19 protein-coding genes are annotated in these 24,875 nt (G+C 60.7%); 13 read left to right on the top strand and 6 right to left on the bottom strand.

What is annotated here, in order from left to right; translation table 11 throughout:
* The first annotated feature begins 5 nt into the window (after positions 1–5).
* The 4 genes from CFU_RS14040 (at position 6) to CFU_RS14025 (ending at position 6,928) form a co-directional block, all read left to right on the top strand.
* Positions 6–1,049, top strand: a complete 1,044-nt coding sequence (locus CFU_RS14040; RefSeq protein WP_014006703.1) for an acyltransferase family protein — start codon at positions 6–8, stop codon at positions 1,047–1,049.
* Between the two features lie 372 nt (positions 1,050–1,421).
* The gene (locus CFU_RS14035; RefSeq protein ID WP_050808594.1) at positions 1,422–2,600 is read left to right on the top strand and encodes an efflux RND transporter periplasmic adaptor subunit; all 1,179 of its coding nucleotides are present in this window, start codon (positions 1,422–1,424) and stop codon (positions 2,598–2,600) included.
* Between the two features lie 14 nt (positions 2,601–2,614).
* Complete coding sequence (locus CFU_RS14030) at positions 2,615–5,698, top strand: efflux RND transporter permease subunit (RefSeq protein ID WP_014006701.1); 3,084 nt, start codon at positions 2,615–2,617, stop codon at positions 5,696–5,698.
* An 84-nt stretch (positions 5,699–5,782) separates the two neighbouring features.
* Positions 5,783–6,928, top strand: a complete 1,146-nt coding sequence (locus CFU_RS14025) for a PA0069 family radical SAM protein (protein WP_050808593.1) — start codon at positions 5,783–5,785, stop codon at positions 6,926–6,928.
* A gap of 30 nt (positions 6,929–6,958) precedes the next feature.
* Here the strand turns inward: CFU_RS14025 and CFU_RS14020 are convergent, their stop codons facing one another.
* On the bottom strand, positions 6,959–7,606 hold the full coding sequence (locus CFU_RS14020) for a Smr/MutS family protein (protein ID WP_041742069.1): 648 nt from the start codon (positions 7,604–7,606) through the stop codon (positions 6,959–6,961).
* 68 nt (positions 7,607–7,674) lie between these two features.
* Positions 7,675–8,631, bottom strand: a complete 957-nt coding sequence (trxB, locus tag CFU_RS14015) for a thioredoxin-disulfide reductase (RefSeq protein WP_014006698.1) — start codon at positions 8,629–8,631, stop codon at positions 7,675–7,677.
* A 368-nt stretch (positions 8,632–8,999) separates the two neighbouring features.
* Here trxB and CFU_RS14010 point away from each other — a divergent pair, with 368 nt between their 5' ends.
* Positions 9,000–11,348: a DNA translocase FtsK gene (locus CFU_RS14010; protein ID WP_014006697.1), complete on the top strand. Its 2,349-nt coding sequence runs from the start codon at positions 9,000–9,002 to the stop codon at positions 11,346–11,348.
* A gap of 45 nt (positions 11,349–11,393) precedes the next feature.
* A complete protein-coding gene (gene lolA / locus CFU_RS14005) occupies positions 11,394–12,041 on the top strand; it encodes an outer membrane lipoprotein chaperone LolA (protein WP_050808748.1) in 648 nt (215 codons plus the stop codon).
* Positions 12,042–12,097: 56 nt separating this feature from the next.
* On the opposite strand, the gene fdxA is transcribed toward lolA, so the two are convergent.
* Positions 12,098–12,430 carry a ferredoxin FdxA gene (fdxA, locus tag CFU_RS14000; protein WP_014006695.1) on the bottom strand — a complete coding sequence of 111 codons (333 nt, stop codon included), beginning with the start codon at positions 12,428–12,430 and terminating at the stop codon, positions 12,098–12,100.
* 158 nt (positions 12,431–12,588) lie between these two features.
* Between fdxA and CFU_RS13995 the strand changes: the two genes are divergently transcribed.
* Positions 12,589–13,896, top strand: a complete 1,308-nt coding sequence (locus tag CFU_RS13995) for a replication-associated recombination protein A (RefSeq protein WP_014006694.1) — start codon at positions 12,589–12,591, stop codon at positions 13,894–13,896.
* Between the two features lie 16 nt (positions 13,897–13,912).
* Here the strand turns inward: CFU_RS13995 and CFU_RS13990 are convergent, their stop codons facing one another.
* On the bottom strand, positions 13,913–14,626 hold the full coding sequence (locus CFU_RS13990) for a GntR family transcriptional regulator (RefSeq protein WP_014006693.1): 714 nt from the start codon (positions 14,624–14,626) through the stop codon (positions 13,913–13,915).
* Positions 14,627–15,100: 474 nt separating this feature from the next.
* On the opposite strand from CFU_RS13990, the gene CFU_RS13985 reads away from it, so the two are divergent.
* The 6 genes from CFU_RS13985 (at position 15,101) to CFU_RS13960 (ending at position 22,480) form a co-directional block, all read left to right on the top strand.
* Positions 15,101–16,564 carry an NCS1 family nucleobase:cation symporter-1 gene (locus tag CFU_RS13985; RefSeq protein ID WP_014006692.1) on the top strand — a complete coding sequence of 488 codons (1,464 nt, stop codon included), beginning with the start codon at positions 15,101–15,103 and terminating at the stop codon, positions 16,562–16,564.
* A 2-nt stretch (positions 16,565–16,566) separates the two neighbouring features.
* Positions 16,567–17,319: an aspartate/glutamate racemase family protein gene (locus tag CFU_RS13980; RefSeq protein WP_041742068.1), complete on the top strand. Its 753-nt coding sequence runs from the start codon at positions 16,567–16,569 to the stop codon at positions 17,317–17,319.
* 694 nt (positions 17,320–18,013) lie between these two features.
* Positions 18,014–18,514 (top strand): sigma-70 family RNA polymerase sigma factor, encoded by a 501-nt coding sequence (locus tag CFU_RS13975; protein WP_041742067.1) that lies wholly within the window; start codon positions 18,014–18,016, stop codon positions 18,512–18,514.
* Positions 18,511–19,464, top strand: coding sequence for a FecR domain-containing protein (locus CFU_RS13970; RefSeq protein ID WP_041742066.1), 954 nt, complete (start codon positions 18,511–18,513; stop codon positions 19,462–19,464). The genes CFU_RS13975 and CFU_RS13970 overlap by 4 nt, the downstream gene beginning before the upstream one ends.
* 118 nt (positions 19,465–19,582) lie before the next feature.
* On the top strand, positions 19,583–21,994 hold the full coding sequence (locus CFU_RS13965) for a TonB-dependent siderophore receptor (protein ID WP_238531314.1): 2,412 nt from the start codon (positions 19,583–19,585) through the stop codon (positions 21,992–21,994).
* A gap of 87 nt (positions 21,995–22,081) precedes the next feature.
* On the top strand, positions 22,082–22,480 hold the full coding sequence (locus CFU_RS13960) for an STN domain-containing protein (protein WP_014006685.1): 399 nt from the start codon (positions 22,082–22,084) through the stop codon (positions 22,478–22,480).
* A gap of 65 nt (positions 22,481–22,545) precedes the next feature.
* On the opposite strand, the gene CFU_RS23370 is transcribed toward CFU_RS13960, so the two are convergent.
* Positions 22,546–23,079, bottom strand: a complete 534-nt coding sequence (locus CFU_RS23370; RefSeq protein ID WP_050808592.1) for a hypothetical protein — start codon at positions 23,077–23,079, stop codon at positions 22,546–22,548.
* A gap of 14 nt (positions 23,080–23,093) precedes the next feature.
* Positions 23,094–24,857 carry a hypothetical protein gene (locus CFU_RS13950; protein WP_014006683.1) on the bottom strand — a complete coding sequence of 588 codons (1,764 nt, stop codon included), beginning with the start codon at positions 24,855–24,857 and terminating at the stop codon, positions 23,094–23,096.
* Between the last annotated feature and the right edge of the window lie 18 nt (positions 24,858–24,875).

Genomic DNA, 24,875 nt, shown 5'->3' with positions numbered 1-24,875 from the left:
TCCCGATGATTTTTTTTCCATCGCTCCAACGTTCATCGCTCAACCCGGGCACAGCCGCTCGCTACGTGTTCATCGACAATGCCAAGGCCATCGGCATTGTCCTGATCGTTATCGGCCACAGCAAAGGCCTGTCGGACTACATGGTGCGCCTGCTGTTCAGCTTCCACGTGCCGTTGTTTTTCTTCATTTCCGGATTCTTGCTCAAGCCAGGAAAACTGGAAGAGTCCGTGTACGGCAATGCAAAAAAAATATTGCGCACCCTGGCCTGGCCGTATTTCCTGTTTTTCTGCTTCGCTTACCTGTATTGGCTGGCTACCCGCAACATCGGAGCGAAGGCCGCAATGTCTGCCGGACGTCTGTGGTACGACCCCATCGCCGGCTTGCTGACTGGCCTGGAGCCGGACCTGTATATCAATCCGCCGCTCTGGTTCTTTCCTTGCCTGGTGGCGACGGTGATCGTGTACCAGGCGGCGCGCAAGCTGTTGAACCTGAGCGCCGCCACCTGCTGGTTTGTAATTCTCGGATTTGCCGTCACGCTGGCCGTCAGCCGTCCGCCATACAGGCTGCTGCTTGGCCTGGATACGATGTGGCCGGCGCTGTCGTTTTACGCCATCGGACAGTATGTCCGCGAACGCGCCTGGTTTGACAATATGCGCGCCGGCAATCTGCTCCTGGCGGGCCTGATTGCTTGTGCGCTGCTGGTCGGTCTCGGGCAATTGAACGACAGGGTAGATCTGGCCACCATGTATTTCGGTGCGCAACCGCTGCTTTACCTGCCGGTTTCCCTGTTCGGGATCGCCGCCGTTTTATGTATTTCCAAGTTATTGCCGGCGTCAGGGATAGCCGGCTGGCTTTCAGACAATACGCTGGTGATTTTCCCGGCGCATTTCGTTTTCCTGGGCCTGGTGCGCGGCGCAGCGATTTCCTTGCATATCATTACGAACGACTATCATTACGCGCTCGGCTGGAGTGTGATCAGCAGCGCCCTGGCTATCCTGCTTTGTATTCCCCTGATTTATTTCCTGCGTTTCCTGCCATTTCGCCTATAGGGCAGGCTTGCTGCCTGTCCGTCCTCCTCTTTCAGTCAAAGACGGCCGCATGAAGAGTCAAATGCCGCGCAAGCGCAGAAAGAGGAGATAGTCCGGGTCGAGAGTTGGCTCGAAGGTGGTTCTCTGCAACCTCGTAGGGCAGAAGATGCTGTCGAGGCAAGACTTTTGGACAAGTGATTCCTGGCCACGGCTAAGTTTCGGCTAAGTATCGCTTGATAAATTCGCACTCGCGCAGAGTTGTGCGCATGTCCCGGCGCCAGCAATGTCCCGCCATAAAATCTCCGCTGCTTGGGCTTTGCTCGCGTCGGAGCGCTGTGCATCGCTGATGCGTCGATCTGTAACGCGCTCATCCCTCTATCAAAAAGACAAAGAATGAAACTGGCAAAATCTCGGTGGCTGGTCGGCACGGCAGTCGCTGCGGCGGGGTTGTACATCGCCGGCGCCCATTTTGGATTGTTTGGCCAGAGCGCCGGCCAGGGCGGCGGCGCGGGAAAAGCGGTTGCCGTCAAAGTTGCGCTGGCAGAGCAGAAGAACGTGCGCAGCTACCTCGACAGCGCCGCTACGGTGCAGGCTCTCAATACCGTGGTGGTGCACGCGCGCATCGACGCTCAAATCAACAAGGTGTTGTTCCAGGAAGGCGCGAACGTCAAACGCGGCGATGTCCTGATCGAGCTTGACCGTCAACCTTTTGAAGTGCAACTGCACGCGGCCCAGGCGCAAAAGCAGAAAGACAGCGCCCAGTTCGTCAACACCCGGCGCGATCTGGAGCGCTACGAATTCCTGGTGCAGCACGATTCCGGCACGACGCAGATTCGCGACACCACTCGCTCGCAGCTGGACCAGCTGCGCGCCACCCTTGACGGCGACCAGGCCCAGATTGATCTGGCGCAGCTGCAGCTGGGCTACACCACGATCCGCACCCCGATCGACGGCCGTCTCGGCGCCCGGCTGGTGGATGCCGGCAACCTGGTGCACGCCGGCGATGTCAACGGTCTGGTGGTCGTCAGCCAGATCCAGCCGATCGCCATGGTCTTTTCGCTGCCCCAGGTTTTGCTCCCGGTCTTGCGCCGGCAGCAGGAACGCCAGGCTCTGCCCGTGCTGGCGCTGGCGGACGACGGCAGGCAGGTGCTGGACGAGGGCGAACTGACGCTGATCGACAGCCAGATCGATGTCGCCACCGGCACCATCCGCTGCAAGGCGATCTTCAAGAATGCCCAGGAAAACCTGTGGCCCGGGGCGTTCACGTCGGTGCGCGTGGTGCTGAACGATCTGCCGAATGCGATATCGGTGCCGTCGACGGCGATCCAGACCGGAGCGCAGCATCCTTTCGTGTATATCGTTACAGCTGACAATATCGCCGAATCGCGGGAAGTCACGGTCGGGCCGGTATCGGATGAGCGGACCGTGATCCTGGCCGGGCTTGCCGCCGGCGAACGGGTCGTGGTGGAAGGGCAGTTCCAGCTGCAGGCGGGAGCGCGCGTCGATGTCAAGGCCGCGCCAGCGCCGCCGGCGCAGGTCAAGCCTGCGACAAACAGCGTGGTTTCACGCTAACCTGGATCGAGACCTTGAACCTTTCCGCATGGTTTATCCGGCGCCCGGTAGCCACATTCCTGCTGATGATAGGGCTGCTGTTCATCGGTATCGCCAGTTATACGCAATTGCCGATAGCCGGCGTGCCCCAGGTTGACATCCCGACGATTTCTGTCAATACCGATTTACCTGGCGCCAGCGCGGAAACAGTCGCCTCCTCGATTACCTCGCCGCTGGAGCGGGCGCTGGCGATCCTGCCCGGCGTCACCTCCCTGACCTCGACCAGTTCGCTCGGCGCCAGCTCGATCAGCGTGCAGTTCGACCTGGCGCGCAGCGTGGATGCGGCGGCGCTGGATGTGCAAAGTGCGATCAACGCAGCGCTTGGCGACCTGCCCAAGAACCTGCCGCATCCGCCGACCTTCGAGAAAAAAAATCCGTCGGATGCCTTGCTGATGACGATCGCGGTCTATGCCGACAACATGCCGATCGGCCAGGTCGATGACTATGTCGAGAATTTCCTGACGCCCGAGATTGCGCGCGTACGCGGTGTAGGTGCGATCGATTACCACGGCCGGCAAAAACCCGCGGTGCGTATTCAGATGGACCCGAACCGTGTCGCCGCGATGGGCCTGACGCTGGAAGACGTACGCCAACGCATAGCTGAAGCGACTGCCAACGGCCCCAAGGGGACCTTGAACGGTAGCCGTCAATCGATCACCCTGGATACCAACGACCAGCTCAGCCAGTCGGCGGAATATGGCGCCATTGCCTTGACGTCGCGCAACGGCGCCACAGTCAAGCTGCGCGATGCCGGCGTCATCGTCAACAGCGTGGAGGACGTCAAGCAGAGTGCCTGGCTGGGCCAGCACCAGGCGGTCATGATCGATGTGCACAAGCAGATAGGATTCAACGTCAACGCTACCGTGGCGAAAGTAAAAGAAGCATTGCCTGCGCTTGAGCGCAACCTGCCGCCTTCGCTGCACCTGGTGCTGCTGGGCGACCGCACCCAGACCATACGTTCATCGGTCAGCGACGTGCAATTTACGCTGTTCCTGACCTGCCTGCTGGTAGTGTTCGTCGTCTACATTTTCCTGGGCAGCATCCGCGCCACCCTGATCCCGGCGATCGTCATCCCGCTGTCCCTGTTCGGCACCATGGCCGCCATGTACGGACTTGGCTACACGCTGGACAACGTTTCCCTGATGGCGCTCACGATTTCGATCGGCTTTGTGGTGGACGATGCGATCGTGATGCTGGAAAACATCCTGCGCCATGTGGAAGAGGGCATGGAACCGCAGGCGGCAGCGTTCAAGGGTTCGCATGAAATCGGCTTTACGATTTTTTCCATGACGATTTCACTGGTGGCGGTATTCATCCCGCTGCTGTTCATGGGAGGCGTGGTAGGGCGCTTGTTCCGCGAATTTGCCGATACTGCCGCCATCGCCATCCTGATCTCCGGCGTGGTTTCCCTGACCCTGACCCCGGTGCTGTGCGCACGCTTCCTGAGCGTCCAGTCAACACACCGCAGCGACTGGTTCCACCAGCGCTGCGAACATTTTCTCGAGCGCATGCGCCAGGCCTATGCCGGCGGCTTGCGCACGGTGCTGCGGCACCAGCGCCTGACGCTGGGCGTGATGCTGGCGACGCTGGTGGTCACGCTTGGCATTTATGTCTATATCCCGAAAGGGTTTTTCCCGCAGCAGGATAACGGATTGATCGCCGGCGTGACCGAAGCCTCGCCGGATATCTCCTACCCGGCGATGCTGCGCCAGATGCAAGCGCTGGCGAACACGGTGCGGCAAGATCCGGATATCCAGAACGTCTATTTCTGGATCGAGGGCGATCCGTCGCTTAACGTCGGCCGGCTGCTGATCGACCTGAAGCCGTTTGAGCTGCGCCGTGCCTCGGTATACGAAGTCATCGACCGCATCGGCAAGCGGGTCAGGAATATTCCGGAAATCACCTTGCACATGCAAGCGCGCCAGGATCTGCAGATCGGCGCGCGCGTCAGCAAAACGCAATTCCAGTACACGCTGCGCGACGCCAACCTGGCCGAACTGCAGCTATGGACGCCGCGCATGCTGGCGGCGCTGCGGACAATCCCGCAGATCCGCGACGTCGAAGGCGACAGCGAGCCGACGGCGCCGCGCCTGCAAATCGTTCTGGACCGGGAGGCGATGGCGCGCCTCGGCGTCAACACGCAGGCGGTGGACGATACCTTGTATGACGCCTTCGGCCAGCGCCAGGTGGCGAGCTTTTACACCCAGGTCAGTGTGTACCGGGTGGTGCTGGAAGTCGATCCACGCTTCCAGCTCGACGAAAGCGCGCTGGCCCGCATCTACGTGCCGTCCAAGAGCGGCGTGCCGGTGCTGCTCAGCGCCATAAGCAGGTTCGAACATTCATCGGCGCCGCTGACGGTCAACCACGACGGCCAGTTTCCAGCTTCGACCTTGTCGTTCAACCTGGCGCCAGGGCAGGCGCTGGGCGACGCCATCGACGCCATCAATGCGAAGGAACGTTCGATGGCCAAGCCTGCCGGCCTGAGCTCGATTTTCGCCGGCAGCGCGCAAGCGTTTCAAGAATCGCTGGCAAACCAGCCGTTCCTGATCCTGGCGGCGCTGCTGGCCATTTTCATCGTGCTTGGCATCCTGTATGAAAGTTTTATCCACCCGATCACGATCATGTCGACCCTGCCTTCGGCCGGCATCGGCGGACTGCTGGCGCTGATCCTGCTGCATTACGATTTTTCGCTGGTGGCGCTGATAGGCGTCATGCTGCTGATCGGCATTGTCAAAAAGAACGGAATCATGATGGTCGACGTCGCCATCGTGGAGGAAGCCGGCGGCCTGTCGCCCGAAGAGGCAATTTACAAGGCATGCCTGCTGCGCTTCCGGCCGATCATGATGACTACCATGGTGGCGCTGCTGGGCGCATTGCCGCTGGCGTTGGGTGCGGGCGCGGGATCAGAGCTGCGGCGGCCGCTGGGCATCGCCATGGTGGGCGGTTTGCTGCTGTCGCAGGTGTTGACCTTGTACACGACGCCTGTTGTGTATCTGTATATGGACAGAATGGTGCAGCGGTTGCGCCGCAAACGCGCCGAGACGCCGCTAAGTCTTTAGGCTGCCCTGAACTGGATGTAGCCATTGCAAAAGGCAGGATTTGCGCTAATATACTGTATATATGTACAGTATATTAGCGCCGCGATGTCAGATTATCAAAAAAAGCCTTTTCCCCAGGTAATCCAGTTCCAGCCTGCCGGCGTGGCGCGCAAGGGCCGCGGCGCGACCAGCAATATGCAAGGCCGCTTTGAAGTTGCGCAGCGCGAGGAGTTCGACGACGGCTGGGCGGCGGAAGATGAACTGGATGAACCGGCAGCGCTGCGCACCATCGTCACCGAAGAACAGGCAAAGAGCATCCTCAGCCGCAATGCCTCGCCGGACCTGCCGTTCAATGTCTCGCTGAATCCCTATCGCGGCTGCGAGCACGGTTGCATCTACTGTTTCGCGCGGCCGACCCACAGCTACCTGGGACTGTCGCCCGGGCTGGATTTCGAGAGCCGGATTTTTGCCAAGGTGAATGCGCCGGAATTGTTGCAGCGGGAGCTGGCGCGGCCGTCATATGTCGCCGAATCGATCGCGCTGGGCATCAACACCGATGCCTACCAGCCTTGCGAGCGCGGATTGCTGCTGACGCGGCGCATCTTGCAGGTGCTGCACGATTGCGAACATCCGCTGGCCCTGATCACCAAATCGTCGCTGATCGAGCGCGATATCGATTTGCTGGCCGCCATGGCGGCCAAGCGGCAGGCGGTGGCGGCGGTCACCATCGCTACGCTGGATGCGACCATCGCCCGCACGCTGGAGCCGCGGGCGGCGACGCCGGCGCGGCGCCTGCGCACCATCCGCACGCTGGCGGAGGCGGGCATCCCGGTCAGCGTCAGCGTGGCGCCCATGATTCCGTTCATCACCGAACCGGACATGGAACGCGTGATAGAGGCGGCCGCCGAGGCTGGCGCGGTGCGCGCCGGTTATACCGTTTTACGTCTGCCGTGGGAGGTGAATCCCTTGTTCAAGAACTGGCTGCAGGCGCATTTTCCGGAGCGCGCCAACCGCGTGATGAACCGCATCCGCGAGATGCGCGGCGGCGCCGACTATGACGCCGATTTTGCCACCCGCATGCGCGGCGAGGGCGTGTGGGCCGATCTGCTGCGCCAGCGTTTTGAAAAGGCCGTGCTCAGGTTCGGCATGACGCACGGCGGTTCGTTCGGCACGCTGGATACGAGCCGTTTCAAGCGGCCGTACGTGCAGCCGGAAAAAGACCGCTTGTCGGGCCAGATGGGTTTGTTTTAGTAGGATGGGCACAGGTGTCCACCCTACGAATCAGGCGGCCTGGCCCTTGAGCAGCACCAGCAAGGCGCCGGAACCGCCTTCGGCAGCGGTGGCCTGGCAGAAGGCCAGTACTTCTTCCTTCTGCACCAGCCAGTTGCGGACCTTGGATTTCAGCACCGGCTCCTTGTTGATGGAACCCAGTCCCTTGCCGTGGATGATGCGTACGCAGCGCCAGCCGCGCTTGGCCGCCAGGCGCAGGAATTCGGCCAGGGCTTCGCGTGCTTCTTCGCGCCGCAGGCCATGCAGGTCGAGCTGCTGCTGGATGGTCCAGTGGCCGCGCCGCAGCTTGCGCATGACGTCGGGGCCGATGCCGTTGCGGGCGAAGCTGAGCGTTTCGTCGGTGTCGAGCAGGGTTTCGATGTTGAAATCGTCGGACAGCGATGCTGCCAGCGCGGCTTGCTCGTCGGCCAGGTGCTGGCGCGCGATCGGCAGCGGGCGCGGGATGTCAGGCGTGAACTTGGGCGGAACCGCCAGCGGCTTGACGTTGCCGATGCTGCTGCGGAAGATGTCGGCGTCGCGCCGTGTTTCCTGCTCGCGGCGCTTGGCTTCGGCCGCGGCGGCCTGGCGTGCTTCGTCCTGCGCCTTGATTTCCTTGCGCAGCGATTTGAGGGCGCTGAAGTCTTTGATCGGGCCGGCCATGATATATGCGTCTGCTGATGGTGAAAGGCGGCGGGGTAGGGTGGGCACACCGTGCCCACGCGTGACCTTTAATCTTCCAGGAAGCGCTGGGCATCCAGCGCCGCCATGCAGCCGGTGCCGGCGCTGGTGATGGCCTGGCGGTAGATGTGGTCCTGGACGTCGCCGGCGGCGAACACGCCCGGCACGCTGGTGGCGGTGGCCATGCCTTCCAGGCCGGTCCGGGTCTTGATGTAGCCGTTGTGCATTTCCAGCTGCCCGTCGAAAATGCCGGTGTTCGGCTTGTGGCCGATGGCGATGAAGACGCCGTGCAGCGTGATCGGCGTGACGCTGCCGTCGGCCACCGACTTGATGTTGATGCCGGTGACGCCGCTGGCGTCGCCGGTGACTTCATCCAGCGTGTGGTTGTACTTGATGACGATCTTGCCTTCCGCCACCTTGGCGTTGAGGCGGTCCACCAGGATCGGTTCGGCGCGGAACTTGTCGCGGCGGTGGATCAGGGTGACCTTGCTGGCGATGTTCGACAGGTACAGCGCTTCTTCCACCGCGGTATTGCCGCCGCCGACCACGGCGACTTCCTGGCCGCGGTAGAAGAAACCGTCGCAAGTGGCGCAGGCCGAGACGCCTTTGCCCATGAACGCTTCTTCCGACGGCAGGCCGAGATACTGGGCCGAGGCGCCGGTGGCGATGATCAGGGCGTCGCAGGTGTACTCGCCCGAATCGCCGATCAGGCGAAATGGTTTTTCCGACAACTTGGTGGTGTGGATATGGTCGAAAATGATCTCTGTGTTGAATTCTTCTGCGTGTTTGAGCAGGCGCTGCATCAGTTCCGGACCTTGCACGCCGTGCGGGTCGCCGGGCCAGTTCTCGACGTCGGTAGTGGTCATCAGCTGGCCGCCTTGCTCGACGCCGGTGATCAGGACCGGCTTCAGGTTGGCGCGGGCGGCGTAGACAGCGGCGCTGTAGCCGGCGGGCCCGGAACCGAGGATCAGGACATGGGCGTGCTTGGCGGGTTTGGTAGTGGTCATCGTGTGCCTCAGGTAACAGATATCAAAAACAGTTGTCGGACAGGGTTGCCGCCAGCACAGACTTGCGGCGAATGATGCTGTCCCCGGCTGATCAGATGATGAATGCGGATTTATGGCCGCTGGCGGCGGATAAATATTGTCAAGATCATCAAATTGCGCTCAAAAACTCGGTAAGATTATAGTCGAGCCGACGCTTTCAAGTGGCGGCGCATCAAAAATCCTTGCTCCCCAAGCTTGGTTTTTTGCTCATGTTTCAAATGGAAACATCAAACACTGGTTATATATATAGGTATTAGGTGCATAATTTCAACTTGCGAATGCATTCCGCGCACCTGTAAAGTGATAACGAAGTAACACCAACCGGATTTATGACTAGAACAAGCCAAGCCTATACCCGCAACACCAAGCCGCAAGAGGCGCAGCCTTTGCCGAGCCGCCTGGTCCGGCTGCTGTATGAAGCGCGCTGGATCGTCTATGCGGTCATCACAGCCTATCTGATCATCATTTTCGCCACCTATTCCAAGTCCGACCCGGGCTGGTCGCACGGCACCCTGGTGCCGCGCATGCATAACTGGGGCGGCCGCATCGGCGCCTGGCTGTCGGACCTGATGCTGTTTGTCTTCGGCGCCTCGGCCTGGTGGTGGTGCGCGCTGCTGCTGCGCACCTTGTGGCAGGGCTACCGCCGCATTTCGCAGCGTTTTGTGGTTGAGAAAAACGCCGAACCCGAGCATCGCCACGAAGGCTTGATCCGCGGCGCCGGCTTTGTCCTGATCCTGGTGGGTAGCCTGGGCCTCGAATATACCCGCATGCAATGGCTGGCTAGCCACGTGCAACTGCCGCGCGCGCCCGGCGGCGTGCTGGGGCAGCTGATCGGCAGCGGCGCGCAAACCGCGCTCGGTTTTACCGGCTCCACCTTGTTCCTGCTGCTGTTGTTCGCACTGGGCATCAGCCTGTTTTTCCATGTGTCGTGGCTGACCGTGGCCGAGCGCATCGGTGCCGGCATCGAAAACGGGCTGCTGTGGCTGAAGAATTTTTATGTCGCGCGCGAAGACCGCAAGGTCGGGCAGGTCGCCGCCGTCAAGCGTGAAGAAGTAGTGGTGCAGGAGCGCGCCAAGATCGTGGTGGCGTCGCCGATCCGGATCGAGCCGCAGGTAGTTGCCGTGCCGAAATCGGAGCGGGTGGAAAAAGAGCGGCAAACCACCTTGTTCACCGATTTGCCGGACACCAACCTGCCGCCGTTGTCGCTGCTGGACGAAGCGCCGCCGCAGCAGCAGACCGTGAGCGTCGAAACGCTGGAATTCACCAGCCGCCTGATCGAGAAAAAACTGTCCGATTTCGGCGTGCAGGTGAAAGTGGTGGCCGCTTATCCCGGCCCGGTGATTACCCGCTACGAAATCGAACCGGCGACCGGCGTCAAGGGCAGCCAGATCGTCGGCCTGGCGCGCGACCTGGCGCGTTCGCTGTCGCTGACTTCGATCCGCGTGGTGGAAGTGATCCCCGGCAAAATGTTCATGGGCCTGGAATTGCCCAACCCCAAACGTCAAATCGTGCGCCTGACCGAGATCCTCGGCTCCAAGGTCTACAATGACGGCGTCTCCAGCCTCACCATCGCGCTCGGCAAGGACATCGCCGGCCATCCGGTGGTGGCGGACCTGGCCAAGATGCCGCACTTGCTGGTGGCCGGCACCACCGGCTCGGGCAAATCGGTGGGCATCAACGCCACCATCCTGTCCCTGCTTTATAAATCCGATCCGAACCAGGTGCGCCTGATCCTGATCGACCCGAAAATGCTGGAGCTGTCGATCTACGAAGGCATCCCGCACCTGCTGGCGCCGGTGGTGACCGACATGCGCCAGGCCGGCCATGCGCTGAACTGGGCGGTCAACGAGATGGAGCGCCGCTACAAGCTGATGTCGAAGATGGGCGTGCGCAACCTGACCGGCTACAACCAGAAGATCGCGGACGCCGACAAGCGCGAAGAAAAAATCCCGAATCCGTTCAGCCTGACGCCGGATGCGCCCGAACCGCTGGAAAAGCTGCCTACCATCGTCGTCATCATCGACGAGCTGGCCGACCTGATGATGGTGGTCGGCAAGAAGGTGGAAGAGCTGATCGCGCGTATCGCACAAAAGGCGCGCGCCGCCGGCATCCACTTGATTCTGGCGACGCAGCGCCCATCTGTAGACGTGATCACCGGCCTGATCAAGGCCAATGTGCCGACCCGGATCGCGTTCCAGGTCAGCAGCAAGATCGATTCGCGCACGATCCTTGACCAGATGGGAGCGGAAGCGCTGCTCGGCATGGGCGACATGCTGTACATGCCGCCCGGCACCGGCTTGCCGATCCGGGTCCATGGCGCGTTCGTCTCGGATGAAGAAGTGCATCGGGTGGTCGACTACCTGAAGGAACAGGGCGAGCCGAACTACATCGAAGGAATACTGGAAGGCGGCGTGCTGGAAGACGGCACCGACGGCCCGCTCGGCGGCGCGGCGACCGGCGGCAGCGAAGGCGACGAATTGTACGACCAGGCGGTGGCGGTGGTGCTGAAGAATCGGCGCGCCTCGATTTCGCTGGTGCAGCGCCATCTGCGCATCGGCTACAACCGCGCGGCGCGCTTGCTGGAGCAGATGGAAACAAGCGGACTGGTTTCAACCATGCAATCCAACGGCAACCGGGAAATCCTGGTGCCGGCGGGGAATAGCAACACGGAGCAATAAGATATGCAAAAGAAAATCATCGCCAGCCTGGCCGGCAAGAGCAACATGTTCGCCAAGTTCAAATCGGGCCGCCTGATCGTCGGCCTGTCGCTGAGCATGGCGCTGCTGCCGTCGCTGGCCCATGCCAGTGCGCTGGAGCAGTTCAAGTCGTTCGTCAGCAGCACGCAGTCGGCCAAGGGTGAATTCTCGCAGCAACTGGTGAAAATCGACGCCGGCAAGGCGCCCAAGGTCACCAGCACTTCCAGCGGCGTTTTCATCTTCGCCCGGCCCGGCAAGTTCATCTGGACTTACCAGAAGCCGTACGAACAGGTGCTGCAAGCCGACGGCGACAAGCTGTACATCTACGACAAGGACCTGAACCAGGTCACCACCAAGAGCCTGGGCAATGCGCTCGGTTCCTCACCGGCGGCGATCCTGTTCGGCAGCAACGACCTGGAAAAGAACTTTGTCCTGAAAGAAGGCCAGGCCAAGGATGGCATGGAGTGGCTGGAAGCGACGCCGAAAGCCAAGGACACCACCTTCGACCATATCGGCATCGGCCTCAAGGACGGTGTGCCGCAGGCGATGGAACTGCGCGATTCGTTTGGCCAGGTATCGCTGCTGACCTTCAAGAATTTCGTCAAGAATCCGCCGCTGTCGACCGGGCAGTTCCAGTTTGTCGTGCCCAAGGGGGCGGATGTATTGAATCAGTAGCGTGGGCACGGGTGCCCACGCAGATTTAAGTGGCGCGTGGGAAAAAACTGCCCACCCTACGCCTGTTCCAGGAATTCCAGCTTGTTGGCGACCTCGCGCCAGGCTTCGTGGTCAGGCAACGGTGGTTGCGAGCGAGTGATCGGTTTCCAGTCCGGATGGGCGGCAAGGCGGGCGTTGATTTCGGCGAAATGGCGCTGTTCGTCGGGCAGGTCGGCCTGGTTGTAGATCGCGCCGACCGGACATTCCGGCACGCACATCGAGCAGTCTATGCAGTCCTCTGGCACGATCACCAGGAAATTCGGCCCTTGCCGGAAGCAATCCATAGGGCAGACCTCGACGCAGTCGGTGTATTTGCAGCGGATGCAGGAATCGGTGACGACAAAGGGCATGGCGGGGCGGAGAGCTGGTCGAAATCGACAGGGATTCTCTCACAATCGCCGTCTTCGCGCACCGGGGCGCAGCCGGCAGGTTTCGGGGCCGGCCGCCAAGCTTTACAGATGCTGCATGACATTTGATTTTTCAAACAAAGACCATTTTTCACCGAACCATGTCCGATCTCTTCAAAGTAGAACCCACACCGCCACTGGCCGAAGCCCTGCGTCCGGCGACCCTGGACGAGGTGATCGGGCAGAGCCACCTGCTGGGGCCGGGCAAGCCGCTGCGGCTGGCGTTTGAATCCGGCAAGCCGCATTCCATGATCCTGTGGGGGCCGCCCGGTGTCGGCAAGACCACGCTGGCGCGCCTGACTGCGAATGCCTTCGACTGTGAATTCATCCCGCTGTCGGCGGTGTTTTCCGGCGTCAAGGATATCCGCGCGGCGATGGAACAGGCGCAGCAGAACCTGGCGCAAGGCAGGCATACGATCCTGTTCGTCGATGAAATCCATCGCTTCAACAAGTCTCAGCAAGACGCTTTGCTGCCGTATGCCGAATCCGGCCTGGTGACCTTCATCGGCGCCACCACCGAAAATCCCTCGTTTGAAGTCAACTCGGCTTTGCTGTCGCGGGCGCAGGTGTATGTGCTGCAGGCCCTGACCGAGGATGAACTGAAGCTGCTGCTGGCGCGTGCGCAGGAGCGGGTCTTGTCGCACCTGCAGTTCGACGAGGCCGCGGTCGATACCCTGATCGGTTATGCCGACGGCGATGCGCGCCGGCTGCTCAACCTGCTGGAGCAGATCGGCAGCGCCATCAAGGCTTCCGGCGTGACCCAGGTCACCAGCGAATTCCTGCAAAATGCGCTGACCCTGAATGCGCGCCGCTTCGACAAGGGCGGCGATAATTTCTACGACCAGATTTCAGCCTTGCACAAATCGGTGCGCGGCTCCAGCCCGGACGGCGCGCTGTACTGGCTGTGCCGCATGCTGGACGGCGGCGCCGATCCCATGTACCTGTCGCGCCGGATCGTGCGCATGGCCTGGGAAGATATCGGCCTGGCCGACCCGCGCGCGATGCAGATCGCCAACGACGCCGCGGCGACCTATGAACGGCTGGGATCGCCGGAAGGCGAGCTGGCGCTGGGGCAGGCGGTCATCTACCTGGCGATCGCGGCCAAGAGCAATGCCGGCTACAACGCCTTCAACCAGGCCATGGCGTTTGTTCGCAAGGACAAGTCGCGGGAAGTGCCGGTACACTTGAGAAATGCGCCGACCAAGCTGATGAAGGAACTCGGCTATGGCCATGAGTACCGTTATGCGCACGACGAACCGCATGCCTATGCGGCCGGCGAGACCTATCTGCCGGACGGCATAGGCGACCCCGGCTGGTACCAGCCGGTGCCACGCGGAGTGGAGTCCAAGATCGCCGAGAAAATGCAGTTCCTGAAAAGCCTGGACGACCAGGCCAACGGCAAAGACTAAGCCCGGGAAAGAAGCGTCAGGCCGCGCGCACCGGCGAAAACAGCCTGGCGAAATCGACTTCCTTGGGCTGGCTGGTTTCGGTCAACAGCTCGGAGGCGTATTCGCCCAGGTGATGCTCCATCAGCCTGGCGGCGCGTTCCGCATCCCCTTGTTCGATCGCATCCAGGATGCCGCCGTGTTCGTCGGCCGAGCAGCTGTTGCGCTTCGGCGTTTCATACAAGCCTATCAGCAGCGAAGTGCGGGCGATCAGGGTGCGCAGGTAGGCGCTGACGATGTTGTTCTGGTTGGCTTCGCTGAGCTTGATATGGAATTCGCCCGACAGGCGTATCCATTCCCCCCAGCTGCCTTGTTCGCGCAATGCATGCTCGCGTTTCACCAGCGCGCGCAATTCCGGCAACACCTTGCGTTTGCCGGCCAGGCTCTTGACCGAGCCGCCTTCGAGGATGACGCGCGCCTCGAACACTTCGCGCGCTTCCTTCACGTCATGCATGGCGATCACCGCGCCGCGGTTGGGCTGCAGGTCGATCACGCGCTCATGCGCCAGTTTCACAAAAACCCGCCTTAAGGTGCCGCGCGTGACGCCGAATGCTTCGCACAGCGGCGCTTCTACCAGGCGTGTTCCCGGCGGCAGCTGGTGGTCGAGGATAGCGTCGATGATGGCGAGGTGGATCCGAGCATCGATTTCATCGTTGCTCAATTCGGCCTGCTCGTCTCTGGGAACTGCGCTCATGCCGCGGCCTCCGGTTCGGTTACAAGCGTATTCAATATCGGTATTGTGCACAATTTATACATGGATCGCAGCATTTTCCCATTGACATGGCAACAGTATAAGTCCGAAGCCTGCAGCTTGCACGGCTAGCTTGGCTTTCGCGTGTCCAGCTCCTTGAAAATTGCATCATTGCGAGGCAGGTGCACAATTATGGCTGGGTTTGCACCAGTTTGTGCCGGTTTCCAAGTCCCTGTCATCGCCCGTCTCGCAGCCGGAAAAATCCCTTTTATACAGTCATCCTATTCTTGCTTACCCTGGCTTCTACAATGCTTGGCACGATTCTGGCTTACAGATCAGGAATGATTGTGCGCAATTGTGTATTTGATTGTCGATGATTTATGCGGTTTCATTGTCAACCAGCTTTGCCAATCAACGCCAGTCCCCGGCGATGTCCAGCCCGGCCTGATTTGTTAACACTCTGGATTAGGAGTCACGATGGAACAGCACAATGCGATTATCAAGCCCTCGTACCACGACCGGCTGACCAACGACGACCTGGCGCCGCTGAAAAAACAGACCTGGGGCAGCTACAATATTTTTGCGTTCTGGATGTCCGATGTGCATAGCGTAGGCGGCTACGTGACCGCCGGCAGCCTGTTTGCGCTTGGGCTGAGCAGCTGGCAGGTGCTGGTGGCGCTGCTGGCCGGCATCATGATCGTGCAGTTCTTCGCCAACCTGGTGGCCAAGCCCAGCCAAGTCACCAGCGCCCCTTATCCGGTCATCTGCCGCACTACCTTCGGCGTACTGGGCGCGAACATCCCGGCGATTATCCGCGGACTGATTGCGGTGGCCTGGTACGGCATCCAGACCTACCTGGCGTCCGGCGCCTTCCTGCTGATCGTGCTCAAGTTTTTCCCGCAGCTGGCAGTCTACGCCGACCTCAGGCAATACGGTTTTGCCGGGCTGTCCTATCTCGGCTGGCTGGGTTTCATGGTGATGTGGGTGTTGCAGGCGATCGTGTTCTGGACCGGCATGGATGCGATCCGCAAGTTCATCGACTGGGCCGGGCCGGCGGTATACGTGGTGATGTTCCTGCTGGCCGCCTGGCTGATCAGCAAGGCCGGCTGGAGCAATATCGACCTGAACCTGGGCGGCATCAAATACAGCGGCGCGGCGGCGATCCCGATCATGATCAATGCTACCGCGCTGGTAGTGTCTTATTTCTCTGGACCCATGCTCAACTTCGGCGATTTTTCGCGCTACGGCAAGGATTACCGATCGGTAAAGCGGGGAAATTTCTGGGGCCTGCCGGTCAATTTCCTCGGTTTCTCCTTGTTGACCGTAGTCTGCATCGCCGCCACCTTGCCGTTGTACGGCAAGCTGATTACCGATCCGGTAGAGATGGTGAGCCATATCGACAACACCTTTGCGGTGGTGCTGGGCGGCCTGACTTTCATGATCGCCACGGTCGGCATCAACATCGTCGCCAATTTCGTTTCGCCGGCTTTCGATTTTTCCAACGTGGCGCCGAAACTGATCAGCTGGCGCATGGGCGGCATGATCGCCGCGGTCGCCTCGATTTTCATCACACCCTGGAACCTGTTCAACAATCCGCACGTGATCCATTACACGCTCGACATCCTGGGTTCCTTCATCGGCCCCTTGTTCGGCATCCTGATTGCCGATTTCTACCTGGTGAAAAAACAGCAGGTGATCGTCGACGATCTGTACAGCATGGATCCGAAGGGCGCTTACTGGTACAGCAACGGCTATAACCCCAAGGCCATCATCGCGCTGATTCCGTCGGCCGTGATTCCGGTCTTGTGCGTATTGCTGCCGTCGCTTGCCAGCCTGGCCAATTTCACCTGGTTCATCGGCATGGCCTGCGGCCTGGCGATTTACTGGACCATCAGCGATAAACAGACAATGCCGAAGGCGGCAGGAGCAGCGAGCGCCTGATCTTGAAAATCAAAATCATCAATCCCAATACGACCTGGAGCATGACCGAGAAAATCGGCCAGTGCGCGCGCCGGGTCGCCGCCATCGGCACCGAGGTGATCGCGGTCAGCCCGGACATGGGGCCGGCATCGATTGAAAGCCACTACGACGAAGCGCTGAGCGTGCCGGGCATCCTCGATGAAATCAGGAAGGGCGAGGCGGCCGGCATCGATGCCTACGTGATCGCCTGTTTCGGCGATCCCGGCCTGTACGCGGCACGCGAAGCCGCGCGCGGCCCGGTGATCGGCATCGCCGAAGCGGCGATGCACGCCGCCAGCCTGATCGGCGGCAGTTTCAGCGTGGTTACCACGCTGGAGCGGACCTGCGGCATCGCCTGGCACCTGGCCGAGAGATACGGCATGCAGCGCTTTTGCCGCAAGGTGCGCGCTTGCGAACTGAATGTGCTGGAGCTGGAGCGGCCGGGCTCGGATGCGTACCGCATCATCCTGGCCGAATGCCGGCAGGCGATGGAGCAGGACCGGGTCGACAGCATCGTGCTCGGCTGCGCCGGCATGAGCGATCTCTGCAAGGCGATTGCAGAAGAGCTCGGCATCGCCGTGATCGACGGCGTGACGGTGGCGCTGAAACTGGCGGAAAGCCTGGTGCAGCTGGGTTTGAAGACAGGCAAGCGCGGCGACCTGGCGTTTCCCCTGGCCAAGCCCTATACCGGTCCGCTGGAAAAATTTTCCTGGGATCGCGCGCCTGGCCTGCCATAGGCGCCTGGCCGGCCAGGTAACAATCGGCATATCCAGCTTATCCCCGGTTTCCGTTGTGCACTTGCCGACAAGGCAATAGCGGTGCGCGATGCACCAAAATGCGCGCTTGCCGCTGGACTATCGCAATGATTGTTTAGCGGATACTGTAAACATTCGCTCAAAATCTTCCTGCACGCATTAAGACCTGTCACTAGTCTTGCCACTTGAGACAAAAAAAAGTGCCATTCTTTTTTTAAATTTCCATATTTGTTTGCCGAGCCCAAAACAGGCGCAATCTGCCGCATCTTGGCCTCGATATTGCTTCATTCCCGGAGTGATAGTGTCTCTCGCAATCCATGTGCGGCATTTTCGTAAAAATGCGTGAATCGGCGCCGCGCGGAGGTCCAATAAAATATCGGGTAACAATCGGACTTTGCTGGTTAGAATCGCTGAGCGCAAAAGGGAAATGTTCAAATAATTAAATGTTTAGTGGCGATTGTGTTGTTTTGTTCCTGTCGTCTTGTTGACGATCGACGCAGATTGGTCATACATTTTGGTCTTGGATTGAGTAGAGGAAAAACGCAATCATCTCTGCGATGTTTTCCTTTTGCCTGGAAACGCCGCGCCGGACATGGACCGGCGGTTTTCATGCAACTGCCAGCATCTTTGATTTTGTCTTGGCTTTGAAAGAAGCACATTGTTAGGAGAGCCGCTCATGCCCAAGGTGGAGGCCACGCCGATGCAGTCGTTGTACATTGACCATCACAACTGGCTGGTAGGCTGGTTGCGCAGGCGCCTCGGCAATATCGACCACGCTGCGGATATCGCGCAAGACACTTTTGTACGGGTCTTGCTGAAGCCGGCAATCGAGGTGATCGAAGAGCCGCGCGCCTACCTGACGGTGATCGCCAAAGGGCTGGTGGCCAATGCCTACCGGCGCGAAGCGCTGGAGCGCGCCTACCTGGAAACGCTGGCACTGCTGCCTGAAGCACAGACGCCGTCGCTGGAATATCGCGCCATCCTGCTGGAGACCCTGTTCGAAATCGACGCCATGCTGGACCGCCTGCCGCCCAAGGCGCGCAGCACTTTCCTGCTGTCGCAGCTGGAAGGCCTGACCTACGCCGAGATCGCGGAGCAGCTGAACATTTCAGTCAGGACCGTGAAGCGCCATATGGTGCTGGGTTTTGAACAGTGCCTGACGTTTTCCTTGCCATGACAGAGACATCGATCAATCCGGCCATCATTCGCGAAGCCGCCACCTGGCTGATGAAGCTGCATGGCGACGACGCTACCGAAGCCGACCAGCAAGCCTGGCAGCACTGGCGTTCACGCAGCCCCGAACACCAGCGCGCGTGGCAATGCGCGCAACGGCTCACCAACTCGTTCAGCGATATCCCGCCCGAACTGGGCATGCCGGTGCTTGACCGCCCGGCCTATCCGCAGCAGCGTCGGGCAGCGCTCAAGGCTCTGGTTGTGCTGCTAAGCACAGCGCCGGTGGCCTGGCTCGCCGCCAAGCTGCCGTGGCAGGACTGGACTGCCGAATACCAGACCGCAACCGGCGAGCGCAGCACGATTGCGCTGGCGGACGGCACCCAGCTGATCCTGAATACCGCCAGTTCGGTCGATGTCAAATTCGACGGCCGCCAGCGCCTGGTCCAGCTTTACACCGGCGAAGTGCTGGTGACCACGGCAGCCGACAGGATGCTGCCGGCGCGTCCGTTCAGAGTGCAGACACGGCATGGCTTGCTGCGTGCGCTCGGCACCCGCTTCGATGTCCGGCAAGAGGGCATGCGCAGCCATGTAGCGGTGTTCGAGGGAGCAGTCGAGCTGACGCCGCTGAAAGCGGCAGCCGTCGTGGTGCAAGCCGGCCAGCAGTGCAGCTTTACCGCGAACCAGGCCGGACCGGTGCTGGCGGTCGACGATGCTCAGGCGCTCTGGTCGCAAGGCGTGCTGTACGCCGACAAGATGCGGCTGGCTGATTTTGTCCAGGAACTCTCTCGCTATCGCCACGGCCGTCTCAGCTGCGATCCAGCGGTGGCGGAGCAACGCGTCTCGGGCGCCTTCCAGCTGAAGGACACCGACCAGGCGCTGACCCTGCTCAGCAAGGCGCTGCCGGTGCGGATAGAGAGAGTCACCCAGTACTGGGTCACTGTAAGGGCCGCCTAGGGTGCGCGCACAAGCGTTTCAGCTGGATCCGGCCATTGGCCGGACGCAGGTCTAGTCAACCGAGAAAGCAATTTGCATGGTTCTACAAAATTCTCGGCGGCGGATTTCCGGAACGACCTTGCCGTTATCGACGGCAATCCGCATGCACGTTGCCTGCTGCTTCCTGGTTTCCGCAGGGTCGATCACTCCCCAGCAAGCGTGGGCGCAAGCGGGGCAGCCGGCAAAAGACTATTCGATCGCCGGCGGCAAGCTGAACCAGGCATTGGCGGTGTTTGCGGTCAAGGCCGGCATTTCGCTTGCCTACGATGCGGCCCTGGTGCAAGACAAACATAGTCCGGGGCTGGCCGGGCGTTATCCGGTCGCCGAAGGCCTGGCCCGCCTGCTGAACGGCACCGGACTCGAAGCCGCGGCCAAGGCGGAAGGCGGATACCTGCTGCGGGCAGCAACGCCGGCGGCGCCTGCCGTTTCCGCTACGACCGCCGCTGCAGCGGCCGAGAAAGCAGGCGCAAGAGAGGATACGGTGCTGATGGCAATGACGGTCACCGGGACCACGGAAGCGCCTGAGCCGGCCCAAGGATTTGCCGCCGCCAGCAGCAGCAGCGCTACGCGCGGCGATACGCCGCTGTCCGAGATCGCGCAATCGGTGCAGGTGGTGACCAAGGATGTCATGGCCAGCCAGCAGGCACAGTCGCTGCTGGATGCCCTGCATGACGTCAGCGGCGTGAACATCTACAACCGCGGCGTCGATTCCGCCATCTATATCCGAGGGTTTGTCGCGCCGTCCCGCATCAATGGCCTGGAGCAAGGGCCTTCTCCCATCGACAACGCCAGCTCGCCGCTGCATACGCCGCTGGCGGCCATCGAGCGGATCGACGTGCTCAAGGGCGCCGACTCGATCATCGCCAACGGCCAGATGCGGCCCGGCGGCCTGGCCAATATCATCACCAAGCGGCCGCAAGCCGAAGCGATGCGCGAGCTGACGCTGGAAGCCGGCAGCTACGGCCATCAGCGCATGACGCTCGACCTCGCCGGCGCGCTGTCGGAGGACCAGGCGTGGAGCCACAGGCTGATCCTGTCCGGCAACCGCGACCCGAACGCAACTGGCCGTTATGACAGCGAGCGCGAGGTGTATGCCGCGCCGTCGCTCGGTTATCGTCACGGCGATACGAGCGCGGTGGTTGGCCTGAGTTACCAACGCAACCAGCATGCAAGCGGCGGCTTTGGGCCCTTGGGTGCGATTGACGACGGCACCCGCAGCACCAGCACCGGCACCAACTACGACTGGCAGCAGAAACTGGGCGGCGGCTGGAGCTGGCAGAGCAAGGGCAACTACATGAAGACGCAGCTCTCCTTCGAGTCCTACTATTGTGCGCAAAGCCAGGCCGATAGCAGCGGTGCAGCCATGCGCGGCTGCCAGCCGCAGGCGGGAGGGGCGACCTCTTACGGCTGGAATGTCGAGAACAGCGTGCGCGGCATTTTTTTTACCGGACCTGTAAAACATGTGCTGCTGGCCGGCTTAGCGTTTCACCATAGCTGGCGCGCGGCGCCGCAGATCGAAATTGGCGATTCGGTGATGGCTTCCTTGTCGGCGGACAGCCTGCCGGAAGTTTCCCAGTCCAGCCTGGCCCCGTGGCAGGGCTCTCCTTCGCAGAGCTATCACACCAATAACTGGTTCTTGCAAGACCAGCTGAGCTGGCGGCGCTGGCATTTTCTGGCCAATCTCGGTTATACCAAAGCCTGGTCCCACAGCATCGATGTGCAGACCGGCGACGACACCGCGCTGCATCCGCGCAGCAAGCCGGTCTACAACATCGGCCTGGCGTATCAATTGACCGACAGCATGATGGTGTACGTTAACCAGCAAAAGAGTTTTGTGCTGCAGGCGCAGGCTTCAGGACCCGGCCCCAACGGCGGCCCGGCCGGAATCTATAATTTTCCGCCGACCGAAGGCAGGTCAATCGAAGCGGGATTAAAGCTCAACCTGTTCGACGAACGCTTGCTGCTTACCGCATCGGTGTTCCGCGCGACCCATTCCAAAGTCCTGTACGGCGAGGTCGACGATGCCGGCGTCACCCGCCCGCTGGGATCACTGCCGCCGACAGTCAGCTATGGCACGGAACTGGATGTGGCCGGGAGCCCGGCGCCGGGCTGGAATCTGATTGCATCCTATAGCTACACCGGATTCAAGGATGGGCAGCCGTCCGATTTTACTTTTGCGGTGGATCGCGTGGCGCGCCACCAGGCCAGTTTCTGGAGCAGCTACGATCTGCAGAGCCCCGGCTGGCGAGGCTGGGGCTACGGCCTGGGAATGAGCAGCCGCGGCGGTTACCGCAACATCAACGACGCCTACATAGGAGGCCAGTTCAGCACCGACGCCAACCTGCGCTATAAAACGAGGTTATGGTCGCTCACGCTCGGCATGCGGAACATCTTCGATCGCAAGCTGTACGGCAGCTTCGCCAGCATTCCGGAAGGCAGCGGCTTTGAACAGGGCCGCACCATCGTGCTGACTGGCCGCTACAATTTCTGAGTCCGGAAAGTACTGGCCTTTTTTCCTGTTTCGCGGGGCAATCAAGTAAGAGTGCTTTAGCGATGAACAAACAAGAGAATACATGGCATGACCTTCCAACATGCACAACATGCGGCTATCAAGGTGTGCGCTTTGCTGCTGGCGGCGAGCGCGCTGCCGGCGCCGGCGCTGAACACCGGCTTTGAAGCCGGGCGCAGCTACGCTATCGCAGCCGGACCATTGAGCCAGAAACTGGCGCTGTTTGCCGCCACTGCAGGCATTTCGATTGTCTATGCCCCAGAGTCGGTGCGGAACAAATGCAGTCCGGGCCTGGAAGGAAATTTCCCGCTGACCGAAGCATTCGCCAGATTATTGCGGGGCACCGGCCTGGAAAGCGTGGAGAAAGCAGAGCGGGGGTATTTGTTGCGCGGGATTGGACCAGCACTTGCGCCGGCCTCGCCATACATCTACGAAACGCCGGCCGCTGCGATCCGGCCGCCTGAGTAGGCAATGATGAATTTGGCCGGGGATTGATAGTCGTTGCGTCAATCCCCGGCACGGCTCGCCGTCGCTTATTGCGACTTCTCTTGTGCCGGCATGATCGTCAGGTCTTCGCCTTGCGGCGTGCGCATGGCCTTGCCTGAAGCTTTCTTCACTGGCTTGGCATTACCCACGGTGACGGGAATCGATACCGCCCGTGTGCGGTCGCCGACTGTGACGAACACGTTCAGGTCGTAGACGCCGTCAGCCGTTGCCCGCACGTTCGGCGTATCGGTCACGATCCCTTGCTGGTTGCTGATCAGCGTGGCGGTGCCGAGAGTGACAAGCGACAAACCGTCATTGCTGCGGTATTCCACTTGCAGCGGGGTATTGGGCTGGTCGGTTTTGAATTGCAGCTGCACCGGCAGCGTGACGTTCTTGCTGGTGGCGCCGCCGGATATCAGTTCGACGCTGACGGGCGCCCCGATTTTACCGTCGGGCTGGCTTTTCGCAGCTGCCTTGCCAGGAGCAACAGGCTGAAGCGGTTTGGCGACGGTGCTTTGCGCATGGCAGGCAAGGGTTGCAAGCAGCAGCATGCCGTTGCCCAGGATGTTTTTGATGTTCATGATTGTTCTCCCTTTCATTTGACTTGGGTGAGCAGGAGCTTAAAGCATCCTGGAGCATCGCCCACGGTGGTCAGTGTGGCTACGTAGTCATTTTGCACCGGCAAATCGTAGTTCGCATAATAAGTGCCGGGATGATTCGGGTCTTCAATGAGCTGATTTTTGACGGTGTCGCCAGCCAGTGCCGTTCCCTTGCTATAAAGCTGGAGGTAAGGCGCCAGGCCCTGGTCGGGGACGATACGCAGCCGGTATTTGCCTTTTTCCGCGATGCCGAAACGCAGATAGCGATATACGCCGAGCTTATTGTAATTGTTGCCCGCGTCGTATGCAGTCGTGTTGCATGCTGTGCTTTCCTTGCCGGCCGTTTGGGCCGTGGTCTGCAAACCGACATCAAGAAGCGTGTAGACCGGCAGCACAAAATCCTTGTTGGCAGCAATGATGGATGCTGGAAGGCTCGCCTGTTTGGAACCGAACATGTCTAGATTGTCCTTGTTTATCGTATTGACCTCGGTCAGCAGGCTATCCAGCGTGGCCTGGCCGGCCGCATTGATTTTTCCGCGCAGCGCGGCTGCGAATGAAAACAGGCTGGTGAAAGCCGGTGATGTCTTCTGCGCTGCCATGGCCTGGTAGATAGGGCCGAAGCCGATGTCCGGCGACTGGTGCAGGCGATACAGCACAGACTGTACCGCTGTTTCGCTGAACCAGGCTTTCGGATCGTCCGCCGGAATATCGTCGACCTTGAAAACTACCGCGCGTTTGCCTTGGCTCTTTCCATTGGTGTCGACGTACATCGGATCATTGCGCGCCATGCTGGAAAACGAATTTCCCCAGCCTTCGCTGAACGCCAGGCGCATGTCGAGCAAGTCTCCCTGTCCGTGGCTGCCGCCAGTGCTGTCGTCGCGAGAGAAACTGGCCTGGAAGTAGTGTCCCCACTCATGGGCAATCACGCCGGCATCGTATTCGTCGGTATCGACGTCTGCCTGGCCGAGGATATGCAAGCCTCTGGAATTGGATTTGCCGCTCTCGCTGCCGAAATAAGTGCCGTCCGTGTCGCCCGGGCTCCAGAAGACGTTAAGTGGCGGGAACGCGAGATTTTTATCGGCTTCCAGCACTTTATGGCTGGCGTTGTAGACCGTGTCGAGAATTGCGAACGGTCCGGCCGAGCGGGATGTGGCATAGGTCGATTTCGTGGCGTCCCATCCGGAAGCAGCGTTCAGGTCATGGATGCTGGCTTGCTTGCCGCTGTTGAAGGAGGCGCTTTCCATGGCGAACAGAGCGGCGCCGTTGGTCGATACGCCGTAGCCTGCCGACGAGTGGTCGCGAACCGCGAAATTCCAGCTTGGTCCTGCGCTGCCTGTGCGCAGCATCTGCGCTTTTGCCCGCACGCGGACGGCGGTATTGAGCGGCGCCTGGAACGCATAGCCACCCTGGGCGTCGGTTTCCGCCGACAGCAATACCTTGCCTGTCTTGTCGTCGATCAGTTCGACCACGACATTGCGGGCCGGTTTTTGTACCGTTTTTGCGTAGTCGAGCTTGGCTTGCCAGCGCCCTTGCTGGTCCTTGCTGGCGACCGCGGGCACAAAGTCATAGGTGATCTTGCCGGAGACGGCGGCGGTAGTCGCCGAACTCTGGGCCGGCGGCTTGACCGCATCCGCGTTCTGGTTTCGTTTTGCCAGGGCGTCGGCGCCGGTATTGCTGCCGTCACCGCAGCCGGCGACAAGAAATAGGGTGGCGAGCGTGGCGGCTGCCAGGCTGCCTTTCAATTCGATGTGTTCTGTCATGTCTATCCTTGATAGTGA

Origin of the sequence: Collimonas fungivorans Ter331, from assembly GCF_000221045.1 — a bacterium.
In the GTDB taxonomy this organism is placed as follows: Bacteria; Pseudomonadota; Gammaproteobacteria; order Burkholderiales; family Burkholderiaceae_D; genus Collimonas; species Collimonas fungivorans_A.
This window is presented reverse-complemented; position numbering and strand designations above follow the sequence as displayed.

Excerpts from the sequence above, each read along its gene's own strand:
- CFU_RS14040 (WP_014006703.1), top strand. The coding sequence starts at position 6 with ATGATTTTTTTTCCATCGCTCCAACGTTCATCGCTCAACCCGGGCACA.
- CFU_RS14035 (WP_050808594.1), top strand. The coding sequence starts at position 1,422 with ATGAAACTGGCAAAATCTCGGTGGCTGGTCGGCACGGCAGTCGCTGCG.
- CFU_RS14025 (WP_050808593.1), top strand. The coding sequence starts at position 5,783 with ATGTCAGATTATCAAAAAAAGCCTTTTCCCCAGGTAATCCAGTTCCAG.
- CFU_RS14020 (WP_041742069.1), bottom strand. The coding sequence starts at position 7,606 with ATGGCCGGCCCGATCAAAGACTTCAGCGCCCTCAAATCGCTGCGCAAG.
- trxB (WP_014006698.1), bottom strand. The coding sequence starts at position 8,631 with ATGACCACTACCAAACCCGCCAAGCACGCCCATGTCCTGATCCTCGGT.
- CFU_RS14010 (WP_014006697.1), top strand. The coding sequence starts at position 9,000 with ATGACTAGAACAAGCCAAGCCTATACCCGCAACACCAAGCCGCAAGAG.
- lolA (WP_050808748.1), top strand. The coding sequence starts at position 11,394 with ATGTTCGCCAAGTTCAAATCGGGCCGCCTGATCGTCGGCCTGTCGCTG.
- fdxA (WP_014006695.1), bottom strand. The coding sequence starts at position 12,430 with ATGCCCTTTGTCGTCACCGATTCCTGCATCCGCTGCAAATACACCGAC.
- CFU_RS13995 (WP_014006694.1), top strand. The coding sequence starts at position 12,589 with ATGTCCGATCTCTTCAAAGTAGAACCCACACCGCCACTGGCCGAAGCC.
- CFU_RS13990 (WP_014006693.1), bottom strand. The coding sequence starts at position 14,626 with ATGAGCGCAGTTCCCAGAGACGAGCAGGCCGAATTGAGCAACGATGAA.
- CFU_RS13985 (WP_014006692.1), top strand. The coding sequence starts at position 15,101 with ATGGAACAGCACAATGCGATTATCAAGCCCTCGTACCACGACCGGCTG.
- CFU_RS13975 (WP_041742067.1), top strand. The coding sequence starts at position 18,014 with ATGCCCAAGGTGGAGGCCACGCCGATGCAGTCGTTGTACATTGACCAT.
- CFU_RS13970 (WP_041742066.1), top strand. The coding sequence starts at position 18,511 with ATGACAGAGACATCGATCAATCCGGCCATCATTCGCGAAGCCGCCACC.
- CFU_RS13960 (WP_014006685.1), top strand. The coding sequence starts at position 22,082 with ATGACCTTCCAACATGCACAACATGCGGCTATCAAGGTGTGCGCTTTG.
- CFU_RS23370 (WP_050808592.1), bottom strand. The coding sequence starts at position 23,079 with ATGAACATCAAAAACATCCTGGGCAACGGCATGCTGCTGCTTGCAACC.
- CFU_RS13950 (WP_014006683.1), bottom strand. The coding sequence starts at position 24,857 with ATGACAGAACACATCGAATTGAAAGGCAGCCTGGCAGCCGCCACGCTC.